Origin of the sequence: Streptomyces sp. NPDC015242, assembly GCF_043079125.1 — a bacterium.
GTDB lineage: Bacteria > Actinomycetota > Actinomycetes > Streptomycetales > Streptomycetaceae > Streptomyces.
Window position 1 is genome coordinate 533,792 of sequence record NZ_JBIBUF010000004.1, and the last position, 12,637, is coordinate 546,428.

Consider the following 12,637-nt stretch of genomic DNA (forward strand, 5'->3'; position numbering starts at 1 on the left):
GCTGGGGCTGCATCACTTATGCAGGAGCTGCATCGCGGCCAATCACTGCTCGGTTACGCTCGGTTGGGCAGGCAGGATCGGCGACGGCAGGAGGGGCCGTGGCACAGATGGCCGATGCACAGAGTGAAGCGAGACGGATCGGCGAAGTGATCCGTCAGGCACGCGTGTTACAGCGGCGCTCGCAGAAGGACGTTGCCGCCGCACTGGGGTATCACCAGTCGAAAGTGAGCCGCCTGGAGAGCGGCAGGGGCACGGAGGACGTTCGCGTGCTGCGCGAAATCGCGGAGGTGCTGGAGATTCCGCTGCGACGTCTCGGCCTCGCCGCCCCTTCTGATGCCAGCCCAGCCGAGCCCGGAACAGAGGACATGCACCGCCGTACTTTCCTCGCCGTGAGCGCTGCCGCGCTCACGGTCCCGCCGTCGTCCACCGCAGCACACCACGAGCTGGTCCGGGTCCTGCTGCCCGGCACGAGTCCTGGGGCCACCGGCCAAGCCCTGGGCATCGACGAGCTACGGGACCGGACACGGGCTGTACGCCGGATGTTCCACATGTGCAACTACGCGGAACTGGAACAGACCCTGCCGGGCCTGATCGCCGACCTGCGCCAGGCCGCCGGCGGCCCATCCGGCTCGGCGGAGGCATCCGGGCTGCTCGCGACCGCCTACCAGACGTCCGTGAGCCTGCTGCTGAAGCGAGCCGATCAGGGCAACGCCTGGCTTGCGGCCGGTCGGGCCATGGCCGAGGCGGAACGGTCCGGGGACCCTGTCGTCCTCGCCGCGAGTGTCCGCGTGCACGCCCACGTCCTCGTACGGGAGAAGCACACCGCCCAGGCTGTGAACATCATCCGCCACACCGCCGACCAGCTCACCGGCTCCTATGACCAGCGCCCGCCCCGATACCTGGCAGCAGTCGGACTGTTGTTGCTCCGCGGGGCGACCGCAGCCAGCAGAAACGGCGACCGCGACACCACCCAGGACTTCCTCACCGAGGCCAAGGAGGTAGCTCGCCATGTCGCCTTTGACCGGCCGGACGCATGGGCGAACTTTAGCCCCACCAACGTCGCCTTGCATGAGGTCAGCGCGGCCGTCTCCTTCGGCGATGCCGGCATCGCCCTGCACACCGCACGGCCCCTCATGCGGCGACACATCCCCGTCCCAGAGCGCCGGGCCGCGCTCTGGGTGGATACCGCCCGCGCCTACAGTCAGCAGGGCAGGCTCGCCGACGGCTACCAGGCCCTGCGCATCGCCGAGAGCTGCGCGGCACAGGACATCCGCCGCCCGGCCGTACGCGAACTGGTCGCCGACATGGCAGCCCGCGACCACCGCCGGGCACTGCCCGAGCTGCACCATTTCAGCCGCCAACTGGGAGTTCCCGCGTGAGTGATCAGCCCGACAAGCCGTTCCTCCAGATCGTGGTCTGTGCGGCCGGGGTCGCCGCCGACGTCGGTCGGCTGATCACCGCAGCACAGGAGCGGCACTGGGAGGTCGGCGTCATCGCGACCCCACAGGGCCTCGGCTTCCTTGACGTGGACGCGGTCGAGGCCCAGACCGGCCGCCCCATCCGCTCGGCCTGGCGATCACCGGGTGAGCCGCGCCCGACCCGGCCTGCGGATGCGATCGCGGTCGCCCCGGCCAGCTTCAACACCGTCAACAAGTGGGCCGCCGGCATCTCCGACAACCTCGCCCTGGGCATCCTGTGCGAGGCACCCGCCATGGGCATCCCGGTCGCCGTGCTGCCGTACCTTAACTCCGCCCAGGCCGCCCACCCCGCATACCGCCAGAGCCTGGACCGGTTGCGCGAGATGGGCGTCCTGGTCGGCTCGTACGAACCTCACCGGCCGAAGGCCGGCGGCGGCGCCGACCGCTACCGCTGGGAAGAAGCGCTGGAGCTGCTTGCGCCCAGGCTCACTGCGCGGCCGTGATCAACGCCGCCGTGCTTGCGGTGGTTGCGGGGCCGCTGGGGCAGCCGTTTCCGCAGGCACCGGCGCGTTGGGCCGTTGCGCCGCGCTCCGAGTCTGCGCTGCACGGGCATCTTCGCTGACCGCCGCCCTCGCGCTCAGGCGCTGGATGCGCCAGGTCAGCACCCGTGCGGGGCGGCGGGCATCGTCCAGGGGGCGCTGGTGGGCGGCCTGTTCGAGGAGCCGCTCGGGGTCGTGGCCGGCGGCCTCGGCGTCGGTGAGCACGGTGGCGAGTGCGTCGAAGGACGGGTCGTCCAGGACCTGCTGCGCATGGTCGCGTACTACCTCACGTATGCGGCGGATGTGCCGGTCCACTGTCTGCTGGGGCGGTCGGCGCTGGGTCAGGGCGGCCAGCGGCGCGGCTGCTGCCTGCTCATATGCGGCTTGAAGGTGTACCAGGGTCTGGTGGGCGGCGGCGACCTGCTGGTCGTGGTGGCGGAGCTGGTGCCAGCGGGCCGCGGCCATGACGACGAAGATCGCGGCGTCGAGGAACATCGCCAGGACGGCGCTGTCCTTGGGGGCGGGCTCGCGGACCATGGCCCGAACGGCGTTGCGCAGGGCGCGGGCGTGGTGGTGTTCGGCCTGGATGCGGGAACGGGTGGCGCGCTCGAACGCGGTCGCTGCCTCGCGGAGCTGGGAGTGGATGGGGGCTGGCGCGAGGAGGGGCAGGGCGTTGAGGGCTTCGCCGAAGGCGGCGAGGTGGGCCTGGGAGGCTTCGTCGTCGCCCTGGTCGAGGCGGTGGGGGATGCGATCGGTGGCAGCGGTGGCCTGGTGCCAGGGGTTGGGCCGGCGCAGGCCCGGTTTGCCGGTGGGCTGCGGGTCGACGGCCTTCAGGCGTTCCTGGATCTTGTGGAAGGACAGGTCAGGAGCGAGTTTGGAGCCCGAGTACCAGACAGGGCCGTTCACCTCGTCTTCGAGAGCGACCTTGTAGCCACGTACGTCGCCGGAGGGGAAGTACACGACCTCGAAAACCACACCATCGATGTGGCTGAGCAGGTGGACGAACTCCTCGATGCTGGAGGCGGCGGCCACAGCGGTGCGCACAGTGGTGCGCAGGCGTTCGCGAGGGGTCTTGTCCTGGCCGGCGCGGCGGGCCTTCTCCTGCTCGGCGCGGGTGGGCCGCTTGGCGGCGGTGCGGTCCCCGCGTACGACTTGGAGCAGGCCGTATTCCTTCTCGATGGCGGCGAGTTCGCGGTCGGCGGTGAGGTAGTCGTTCCAGTGGCGGGCGGTGCGCAGGTCCGCGCGGACCTTGGTGGCGGCGATGTGGATGTGTTCGGGGGCGTGGCGGACGGCGACCCAGCGGCAGCCGTCCGGGTCGCCGTCGGGCGCGATGCCGGTGGCGGCGACGACGCGGCGGGCGATGTCGGCCCATTCCTCGTCGCTGAGGATGCGGTCTTCGGGGGCGACGCGGATCGAGCAGTGCCACACGTGTTTTTCGGGTGCGCGGCCGAGCCGCCGGGCCTGCTTGACGTGCAGGTCGAGGTCGGCGACGAGGAGCTTCCTGGCGGCGTGGAAGTCGTCGCTGCGGCCGGGGTCGGGGGCGAAGTCGTCCCAGGAGGCGACCAGGTGCGGGTCGGTGTGGTCCTTGGCCTTCTTCGTGTCGAAGACGTAGCGGATCAGGCCGGCGGTGTCCTTGCCGCTGCTGATCTTCGCGATCACCGGGCCACCTTCTTGGTAACGGCCTCGTTCGCGGCCGTGGCGATGTGACGGACGGTGGCGCCGACTGCGGTCAGCGTCTGCTCGGCCTGGGCCAGAACGGCGGTATCCCCAGGGTGCGCATGACCGCCGGAGTTGAGCTTCTTGGCGATCTGGTTGATGTTGTGGCCGATCTTGGCGACCTGCTGACGCAGGGCGGTCAGCTCGTCGATGTAGTCGTCGAGCGGTGTGCGCTGGCCGGGCAGGGCAAGGTCGCCGTGGACGTGGGCCATGACGACGGCGCCGACGTAGTGTGCGCCGGCGATGTTCAGCGACCGCGCCATGCGCAGGATGTCCTTCTTCTCGTCCACGCTGTAGCGGGCGTCGACTCGCTCCTTGCGCTGGCCGTTCGGGTCGGGCCTGCGGCGTCGGGCGACACGGTGCAGCGCGGCGGCTTCGGCAGCACGAGGCAGCGGCGGGCGCGCGGCGGTGTCGGCGGGCTGTTCCCCTTCGGGCACCCCCTGGTGCCCGATAGCCTCCGCCACCCCCGGGGCGGAGGCTTCCGCATTGGCGCCGTCCTTGGACGGTCCAGCGGCATACCTTGCTGCGCTGTCTGGGGCTGACGCGGTGGGTATCGCCTGCTGAGCAGCGGGGAGTTCACGGTGCGGGTCGTGCATGGATCGGTTCTCCGTTGGGTGCTGGTGCCGGGTGCGTCGCTGTGCGCGACCCCCGTGCCCCTGCGCTTGTCGGCACGGAGGCTCGGGGGTGAGCCGGAAACGTGGGGCGATCGGTGCGTTTGCGCGGGTCAGGCGGTGCCGACGGGGGCTGTGCCGAGTTCCCTTTGCCGCTGGGAGGCGGCTTCGTCGAGGTCGTCGAGAGGCTCGGCCTCGAAGCCGTCGTACGCGACGGGCTCGGCCTGGCCGGTGCGCTCTGCTTGCAGCTGGTCGCGCAGGGCGCGGGCGCGTTTCTGGCCGATCCGTAGTGCGTTGCGCAGACGCTCGGCACTCAGCCGCTCGTCGCTCCAGTCGGCGGTCAGGCGTCGGGCTTCGTCGAGGACTTCGGCGTCGGTGCGGGTGCGGTTGGCGGTCGACTTGGCGGTGGCGTGGACCCGACCGGTCGCCCGACGCGGGGCGGCTCTGGTCGACTCCACCGGGGCGGCCGGCCGGGGCGGTCGGGTAGCGGGGGCCGACTCGGCGGCCTCGGTCGGCCGCGTCACGGGTGCCTCGGCGGTCTTCACGGGGGTCGACTCGGTCGGCTGCTGGGGGGCCGATTCGGCCTGGTCAGACCTCGACCGTGCGGCCTGCTCGTCAGCTTGCTGACCCCCCGACTGGGCTGATGCTGCTTCGGCAGAGTCAGCCGACTCGGGGTTGTGGTGCAGCACCTTCGCTACGAGTTCCGACCCGAAGTAGATCGACCCGACCGGGAGCGAGGTCGCCAGCAGTACGAGGGCCCAGTTCGCGGGGGCCCAGTCGGCCAGTCGGCCCCACTGCGAGGTGGTGTGCAGGGCCGGAATGAGGCCGTGCACGTAGTTCAGCAGGAGGCTGGCGATCGTGTAGGTCGCCAGGACCCGAAGCGCGAACTTCCGGTCGTTACCGGTTAGCGCGAGCGTGGCGACGAGCGCGAGGGCCATCAGCCCGTCGACAACGATCGGGTAGAGCAGGGCGGCGGTGAGGTCGGCGCCGATGGCGCGGGCCACGTCGGACAGCGCGTTCCACGAGACCCGGAAGGCCATGAGGACGACGGCCACCAGGCCGATGACGAGGGTGATGCGTCCGTTGCGGTGCATGCGACGACCCCGAGCGGGTGTGAGTGCTCGACGGCCCGGGGTACCGGGAGCAGGGCGCTGCCGGAGCGAAGGCTGCGGCCGCCGCGTACGGCTGCCGGGGTCATCGGGGGTGGGGGAGTGCAAGGCGGAAGGCTCCAGGGCGGTGCGGTGGGGCTGATGGTGCGGGGGTGAGCGGCGTTCACGGAGGGGGCGTTCACGCGGGGCCCCCTTCTAAAGGGGGCCCCGCGCGTGATCGCTTGGCCGCGTGTACGGCGTGGACGCTCGCGTGATCGCTTGACCTGCGGTTTTGCGGTGAGCGTGGACGCCGTGAGCGGTTCACGGCGGGGTGTTCGCGTGAGGGCCGCGTGTACGGTCGCGTGATCGCTTTCCGCAGGTAGCGGTGGGGGTCAGCCGACGGCGGTGAGGTGGCGTGCGGAGGCGTAGTAGCGGGTCTGCTGTCCGCCTCCGGCTCCTCCGGCGATCCCGTCGGCCTTGGTGGCCAGGCCGCTGTCGACGAGGCGGGCGAGGTGGCGTCGTGCCTTCTCCACGTCGGCGCGTTCGGGGTCGCCGCCGCCGATCAGGATGGCCGCCAGGTCGCGGGCGGTCAGCCCGCTGGGGGTGTTGCGCAGCAGGACGGCGGGGTCCTTGCTGGGGTCGACCGTGGTGGTGCCGCGCACGTGGTCGTGGGTGACATCCAGCGGGCCGATCTCACCCGTGGGGGTCTTGAGGTGATGCAGGGTCACGGTGGGATCACCCGGCCTGCCGGTGACGAACAGGACGCTTCCCGCGCCAGCGGTGATCCAGGTGGAGCCGTAGACCTGGTCCAGCGCGGGGCGCTGGCCGCGCGGGGCGTCGGCGGTGGCCTTGCGCTGGTGGTGCAGCTCCATGATCTCCACGCCGCCCCTGAGGGCGCGCATGCGGGCGTTGTGGAAGGCGACCGCGAGGCTGTCGTCGACCATCGTGCTCACCGCGTCCTTCAGACTGTCGATCACGATGGTGTCGGCCCGGTGGGCTGCGGCGAGGTCGGCGAGGAGGTCGGGCTCCTTGTCGAGGGTGGCGGGCAGCGGGCCCTCCCACACCACGAGCCGCTCGCGCAGGATCTTCTCGTCGGTGCGGAAGACGCGGCGGGCCATGGCCCTGGCGATCTGCCGGGGCCGGTCCATGGCCAGGTAGAGCACCCGCCTGCTGGGGGCGACCGGCATCTCCAGAACCGTCTCCTGGAGCCCGAGGCGGGCGAAGACCACCTGGTGGGCCAGCGTGGTCTTGCCGACCCCCGGTGCGCCGACGATCATCAGGCTCTCGCCCGGCGCCCAGACGGTCTTCTCCCGGGTGCCCCACAAAGGCTCGGCGTCCGCGCCGGTCTCCTTGACGAAGGACCACCCGTCGGTGGCGAAGCGGTTCAGCCTGCCCTGGCCCGAGGCGAGGGCACGCTCGCGCTCGGCCCGCATCTCCGCTTCGACCTCGCTGCGTATCGCCTCGGGGTCGGCGCCCGGCTCCTGGGCGCGCTGGACGGTGCGTACCGCGGAGGCGAGCAGGCGGCGGAGGTTGGCCTTCTCACGGATGATCTCCGCGTGGTACTCCGCGCTGCCGGTGCCGTAGTGCACGTCGGCGAGCTGGTGCAGGTAGGGACGGCCACCGACGCGCTCAAGGTCCCCCTGCTGCTGGAGCAGCTCGGTCAGGACGATCGGGTCGGTCGGCTTATCCTCACGACGCTGGGCAAGCAGCGCACGCCAGATCGTCTCGTGCGCGGGCCGGTAGAAGGCGCCCTCGCCCAGAATCGGCCGGACCGCGTCGATGACGTCGCCGTTGTGCATGCAGGCGCCGAGCACCGCGCGCTCGGCGTCCACGTTGTACGGAGGCTCCGCGACGCCCAGACTCGGCTCGGGGCCTTCCCGGAAGCGGGATGGCGTATTCGGTTGGGGATCGGTCATACTAGGCATCAGCTCCTCTGCTCGCGGGCCATATGGGACGGCAATCCCGGACTCCGCGGGTCGATCGCTAGGGATGGCGGTTGAGAGGTTTGCGCTTGAGCCCCCGGCATCGCCGGGGGCTTCGTTCATGTGCCGTGCGGTCGCGCGGACTCCTCGGGTTGGCGGGTGTGGGTACCACCAGTATGCCACATAAATTGCAGATCGCAGAAGTATTCTGCGTCTCGCAGAACGCATGCTACAGTTATGGGGTCACTGCGATTGGCAGGAGACTGCTACGAACGGAAGGAGGTGTTCATGGCCGATGAAAACCAGCAGAAGGGCGTCCTGCTCAGCGGCGAGGGCAACGTCGCGGTGCGCATCAAGCTGGAGCGCGAGGCGCGCGGCTGGAGCACCAACGCCCTGTCTGACCGCCTGAACGAGGCCGGCTTCGAGATGAACCCATCCGCGGTCTGGCGCATCGAGAACGGCAAACGCCGCATCAACCTCGACGAGGCCATCGGCTTCGCCGAGGTCTTCGGCATCGACCTGCGCAACCTAGTAGGACCTCCGCAGCTCGCCGCTCAGGCCCGTGCCATGGAACTCATCGACGCTGTCGTGGACTCGTTCCGCGAGACCCAGCGGGCTAACGCCGCCTACACCAAGGCGCGCGATGCCCTGGACGCATACCTCGCCGAGCATCCCGACATCCGCGAGGAGGCAGACGTGATGGTCTCCAACGCCATGGCCGAGGCGTCCACCAAGCATCTGCTGAAGACGTACGGACCGCCGCCCGGCGAGCATCGCGATCCCGATGCCGACGACGAGGTGTAGCCGCCGGCTCCTATTCCCCGTCCTGGACCCGCAAACCCCCAGTGCGGGCATCTCACCCTCATCCCTAGCGATCGACCGGCAGGCCAGTGTTGCCGCACCCGCGCCTGCCAGAAGAGGACTCACCCCTTGCCCCAACCCGCAATACCCCCTGCCTCCGCACCGACGCACGCCGAGGCCGCCTTCCCGCGCCTCTACCTCCCCGAGGAAGTCGCCGCCGTCCTCGGCTGCTCCGCCTGGTGGGTGAAGGACCGCGCCCGCCGACGGCTCATCCCGTTCACTCGCGTCGGCCGCGCCTACCGCTTCTCGGATGATCACCTCACCGAGATCATCCGCATGCACGAAGAGCGCCCGGCCCGGAATCCGCAGCGCCCCAGCAGCGTGGCTGCGTCCGCTCCGCAGCCTCGGGCGCGCCGGCAGATCGAGGGTCCTGTGCCCGCGCGCCGCCTCAAGGCCCGGCCACCGAGCCGCATGCTCAAGTCCCAGTACGGCACCGCCGCTTAAGGCACCCCACACGACAGAAGGGAGGGAACTCCGTGGGGTACGCGGAGAAGCGCGGCGACTACTGGCGCGGCCGATACAAGATCGAGGACGGTAAGTACGGCACGGTCGCCGATGCCACAGGTGCCGTGGTCAAGTTCGCCACCAAGCGCGAGGCCAAGCAGGCCGCGGACGCCGAAGAGGTGGCTGTCCGGCGTGGCCAGTGGCGCGACCCGGGCCTTGGCCAGGAGACCTTCGGCGAGTACGCGAACCGCTGGTACGAGGCCCAGGACCTGGCCGCCTCGACCATGCAGAACTACCGGCGCCACATCGAGGAGCACCTGCTCCCCGAGTTCGAGGACAAGGCGCTCGCCGGCATCCTGCGAACGGACGTCGACGCCTGGGAGAAGAAGGAGAAGGCCGTGTACGCGGCCTCCAGCGTCAAGACCTGGCGCTCGACCCTCCACCTGATCTTCGAGGACGCGATCGACGAGGGCCTGATCGCGTCCAACCCGGCCGCCCGGCGCCGGGGGCGTGGCAAGCGCGCCGGCCGCTCGCGGGACCGTGGTCCGGAGAAGGTGGTCACCGACGCGCTCGGCATCCTGTTGACCGCCGAGCGAGCGGCCCTGCTGTCCGGCCGTGACGACGAGTTCGTCGCCGTTGTCCTCAAGGGCTACACCGGCAAGCGCTGGGGCGAAATCGTCGGCTTCGAAACGGAGTTCGTCCGGCCCGGTGCGTTCCGTGTCGAGTGGCAGCTGTACGAGCTGGACACCGGTGAGCTGGTGCGCTGTCCGCCGAAGGACGACAGTTACCGGACCATCGACGCGATGGGCTGGCTGTCGTCCCTGGTCTTCGACCACATCGCCCGTACGAAGCCGACGCCCTGCCCCTGCCACGGGAGGACGTACGTCTTCCGGGGCCAGGGGGCAGCGCGTACTGGTGGGCACCAGGGCGCGAAGCTCGTCGACGTCGCGCGGCTGGCGGGCGTCTCCTCGGGGACGGTCTCCAACGTCCTCAACCGGCCCGACCGTGTTGCCGAGGCCACCCGAGTGCGGGTCGAGAAGGCCATAGCCGATCTCGGGTTCGTGCGGGGCGGCACGGTGTCGGAGCACGCAGCCCACTGGCGCAGGAACGGCTTCGCCACCTGGCTGTTCACTCCGGCGGCCTCCGGCTGGTACCCGAAGAAGGCACCACAGGAGGCCCGCCCCGTGCCCATCCTCGGCGAGCCGTGGCCCGGCGTTCCTGCACGAGGGCGGGGCGCCACCGATCGCGCCGATGCCTGCTGGCTCCCGATCGCCAAGGGCCTCACCCCGCACGGCCTCCGTCACACCCACCGGACGATGATGGAGGACCTGGGCACCGAGAAGGTCCTCATGGACCAACGCATGGGCCACCTCGACGGTTCGGTCTCCGCGCGCTACGCCCACGTCACCCCCGGCATGCGAGAGCGCCTCAAGCTCGGCCTGACCCAGCAGTGGGAGGCAGCACTCGACGCCCGCCTGGCCCTGTGCCCGAGGTCACCGGTGCGCGTGCTCAACGACCTCCTGCGAGCACGCGCGGTCGCTCTCCGGTAGCCCCAAAGTGCCCCCCAACACTGTTGTGGGGCACCGCCGTTTTCCCGTACGAGGACGGTAATCGAATGCTTATGTTTCCGGCCTACAGCGTCCAGTGCCGGAGCCGAGGGACTTTACGCGAGTCACGGTCGGGCCAGTTGTTTGAGGAAACAGCTCGAAGAGGTGGTGGCCGTGATGAGGCGCGTGCGCCGTCCTGCAGAGTGCGCCGACGTCTACCCCTAACCGTGGGCCTTCGGATCCGTCCCAGTGATCACCAGCAAGCCTCGTTCAGTTATACCCACGGCCGGTCGGTCAGCCGAAGATGAGGTTGACGGTCCTCTGGACGCCACTCATCCGGCACCAGCCGCTCAACGATCGAGACCACGACCGAAAGCCTACCGATCTAAATGAGATCGATTCTTAGGAGGCTGAGGGGTGCTGTTTGATCAGGGCGCGTGACAGGATGCCAGCGACTTCCTCGGCACCCGTGTCCAGCGCGGCCAGGCTGGTGGACTCATCCGGCTCGGTTCGCAGCGTGAATGAGTGCATGTAAGCGCTGAGTTCGGCACGCGTACGTGACTGATGGGGGTTGAATCTGTCGACTTGGGTCAGCTTGGGGTCAGACACACCGATCGCCACGACGATGCGTTCAGTCCGGATCAGACCCAGTGCGCCGTTGAACCTCAGCAGGGAGGTGACCTGCTGGGGCAGCGCATCGTGATCGAGGATGGAGCCCATGCTGTCTCGGGGGAGTGTGGCCCGCAGGGAGACCTGGCCCGACTTGTGCAAGCGAACTTCCACCAGTTCCCCAGGCCGAGGGGCATCCCACGTACGGCGCCGGCTGGCGGGGATGCTGACGACTGCATGCTCCTGGGAACCGGACGACATCAGGGCGACGTCGTTCTCGACTGTCCCGGTCCGGCGGATTCGGTCCGCCAGCGATGTGCCGACCTCCTCCAGTTCCCTTGCCGAGTAGCCGGCGAACCCCACCGGAAAGACATGTAGTTCCAGCAGAGGGAGGCCGACGCCGCCTTCGACGCCAGCCTCGTCCAGGCTCCAACGCAGTGGAACCGGCTGTGCCAGGGGCGCGAAGGACAGCGGGGACGGGCCTGACTCCAGTTCCTTGACCTTGCGCACCACTTTGGTCATCAGCTCGGCTGTGTCGTGGAACGAGTCACGGAACACGCCCGTGGCGTAAGCCTCCACGGTTCGGGCGAAATCCTGCTGGGTGTCCTCGAACGTGACGCCCAGCTTGCGATAGACCCAGCGCGGCTTGCCCGCTGTTTTGGCCGCGACCCACTCATCGTGTGTTGCCGACTGCCCGGTCTCGCGGAATACGTGACCGTAGGACGGTCCGAGTAGGAAGACGCAGACATCCGCAGAGTCGAGAGCTGCCAGACACGCCTGCCGGCTCGGCGTGGTCTGCGCGGAGAAGTCCTCGAACAGGACCGGGGTGTGCCCCAGCGCGCGAATGAGGCCAGGCAGCGCGTCGCGCTCCTCTTCCAGTCCCTTGCGGACGCTGCTGATGAAGATTCTCACGCTACGGTGTCTCCACTACTGAGGGGTTCGTCGAAGCGAACCGGATGACCGGCGAGTGCCTGGGATGCGGGGGTTGCTTCATGGCTGAAGTCTCGGAAGAGGCGATACGCGCCTACTGGAAGGAGCACCGGGAGCAGCTACGACAGTGTGAGACCCAACGCTCGGCACTGACCAACCTCCTACTCGTGATCACGGCTGCCTTGAGTGCTCTCATTGTCCAGCAGAGATTCTCGACGTACGTCATGCCTCTGTGTCTTTTCGTGGCGATGACCGGAGGGTATGGGGCGGTGGCAGTCTCCAAGTACTTCGAACGGGCTTCCTACCACCTCTCTCAGGCGCGGGCCTTGACCAAGGACCTAGTGGAGCTGGGTGTGCTGGGCTCCGACGAAGGACTGGTACGTGCGAGAACCGACCATTACCGTCGTTTTCCTCGGCTGCATCGTATTCGCCTTCATCGCCTGTGGGTAATTCTGCACCTTGCCATCGCTCTGTACGGACTGTGCCTCTTCAGCGTGTGTGTGGCCGTGGCCTGATGTTCGTCTGGAGGGCAGTCGGCTGAGCCCCGCCTGCCCATGATGCCGCCGACCGCACCGCCGCCAGAGTGAAAAGCCGGGCATTTTGTCGCCTTCACCAGCATCGCCTGCACCGTCATCTGACACCGCAGACTCACCAAATGAGATGACGTCTAAGTGCTGACTGCGATTAACCTCGCTGGTTGAGTTTCGGGCGGTGCGCACTGTTCCACGATCTTGATGGGTAGCAGCCGTACGAAGCGGGTGGCGCTCATGCCTGGTGGCTGCCAGGTCCGCGCCGTCGAGCGCGTCGATGCGTCGGCGGGAGAGGCGCTCGGCGAGGTAGTCGAGGACGATCGCGGCTCGGTCGATGCGCTCGACGGCCTCGCCGGGTAGACGGTACAGGGCCTCGTGGAGGACTTCGTCGGGGGCGTCCAGGTGGGTCGTTGCCGTCATGG

At 69.1% G+C, this 12,637-nt stretch carries 11 protein-coding genes; 5 read left to right on the plus strand and 6 right to left on the minus strand.

The genetic code is table 11. From position 1 onward, the window contains the following. The first annotated feature begins 107 nt into the window (after positions 1-107). Together ACF07N_RS17105 and ACF07N_RS17110 are read left to right on the plus strand one after the other, a co-directional pair. Positions 108-1,379, plus strand: coding sequence for a helix-turn-helix domain-containing protein (locus tag ACF07N_RS17105; RefSeq protein ID WP_392113659.1), 1,272 nt, complete (start codon positions 108-110; stop codon positions 1,377-1,379). Next, entirely contained in the window at positions 1,376-1,921 is a 546-nt protein-coding gene (locus ACF07N_RS17110; protein ID WP_392113353.1) for a flavoprotein, read from the plus strand. Before ACF07N_RS17105 ends, ACF07N_RS17110 begins: the two co-directional genes overlap by 4 nt. Here the strand turns inward: ACF07N_RS17110 and ACF07N_RS17115 are convergent, their stop codons facing one another. From ACF07N_RS17115 to ACF07N_RS17130, 4 genes are all read right to left on the minus strand, one after another. Further along, positions 1,922-3,616, minus strand: coding sequence for a relaxase/mobilization nuclease domain-containing protein (locus tag ACF07N_RS17115; RefSeq protein WP_392113356.1), 1,695 nt, complete (start codon positions 3,614-3,616; stop codon positions 1,922-1,924). Then, positions 3,613-4,269, minus strand: coding sequence for a MobC family plasmid mobilization relaxosome protein (locus ACF07N_RS17120; protein ID WP_392113359.1), 657 nt, complete (start codon positions 4,267-4,269; stop codon positions 3,613-3,615). The genes ACF07N_RS17115 and ACF07N_RS17120 overlap by 4 nt, the downstream gene beginning before the upstream one ends. A gap of 128 nt (positions 4,270-4,397) precedes the next feature. Continuing rightward, positions 4,398-5,378, minus strand: a complete 981-nt coding sequence (locus tag ACF07N_RS17125; protein WP_392113362.1) for a DUF2637 domain-containing protein — start codon at positions 5,376-5,378, stop codon at positions 4,398-4,400. Between the two features lie 386 nt (positions 5,379-5,764). Then, positions 5,765-7,288 (minus strand): DnaB-like helicase N-terminal domain-containing protein, encoded by a 1,524-nt coding sequence (locus ACF07N_RS17130; protein WP_392113365.1) that lies wholly within the window; start codon positions 7,286-7,288, stop codon positions 5,765-5,767. Positions 7,289-7,582: 294 nt separating this feature from the next. Between ACF07N_RS17130 and ACF07N_RS17135 the strand changes: the two genes are divergently transcribed. The 3 genes from ACF07N_RS17135 (at position 7,583) to ACF07N_RS17145 (ending at position 10,149) form a co-directional block, all read left to right on the plus strand. Then, a complete protein-coding gene (locus tag ACF07N_RS17135) occupies positions 7,583-8,098 on the plus strand; it encodes a helix-turn-helix domain-containing protein (RefSeq protein ID WP_392113368.1) in 516 nt (171 codons plus the stop codon). Positions 8,099-8,224: 126 nt separating this feature from the next. Beyond that, entirely contained in the window at positions 8,225-8,599 is a 375-nt protein-coding gene (locus ACF07N_RS17140) for a DNA-binding protein (RefSeq protein WP_392113371.1), read from the plus strand. A gap of 32 nt (positions 8,600-8,631) precedes the next feature. Beyond that, positions 8,632-10,149 (plus strand): LacI family DNA-binding transcriptional regulator, encoded by a 1,518-nt coding sequence (locus ACF07N_RS17145; protein ID WP_392113374.1) that lies wholly within the window; start codon positions 8,632-8,634, stop codon positions 10,147-10,149. A 399-nt stretch (positions 10,150-10,548) separates the two neighbouring features. Here ACF07N_RS17145 and ACF07N_RS17150 read toward each other — a convergent pair whose 3' ends face one another. Next, a complete protein-coding gene (locus tag ACF07N_RS17150) occupies positions 10,549-11,667 on the minus strand; it encodes a DUF4062 domain-containing protein (RefSeq protein ID WP_392113377.1) in 1,119 nt (372 codons plus the stop codon). 356 nt (positions 11,668-12,023) lie between these two features. After that, on the minus strand, positions 12,024-12,635 hold the full coding sequence (locus tag ACF07N_RS17155) for a hypothetical protein (protein ID WP_392113380.1): 612 nt from the start codon (positions 12,633-12,635) through the stop codon (positions 12,024-12,026). Positions 12,636-12,637: the final 2 nt, after the last annotated feature.

What these genes read in the sequence shown, in the direction of transcription:
- ACF07N_RS17125 (WP_392113362.1), bottom strand. Translation starts at nt 5,378, where the DNA reads ATGCACCGCAACGGACGCATCACCCTCGTCATCGGCCTGGTGGCCGTC.
- ACF07N_RS17120 (WP_392113359.1), bottom strand. Translation starts at nt 4,269, where the DNA reads ATGCACGACCCGCACCGTGAACTCCCCGCTGCTCAGCAGGCGATACCC.
- ACF07N_RS17155 (WP_392113380.1), bottom strand. Translation starts at nt 12,635, where the DNA reads ATGACGGCAACGACCCACCTGGACGCCCCCGACGAAGTCCTCCACGAG.
- ACF07N_RS17135 (WP_392113368.1), top strand. Translation starts at nt 7,583, where the DNA reads ATGGCCGATGAAAACCAGCAGAAGGGCGTCCTGCTCAGCGGCGAGGGC.
- ACF07N_RS17130 (WP_392113365.1), bottom strand. Translation starts at nt 7,288, where the DNA reads ATGACCGATCCCCAACCGAATACGCCATCCCGCTTCCGGGAAGGCCCC.
- ACF07N_RS17105 (WP_392113659.1), top strand. Translation starts at nt 108, where the DNA reads ATGGCCGATGCACAGAGTGAAGCGAGACGGATCGGCGAAGTGATCCGT.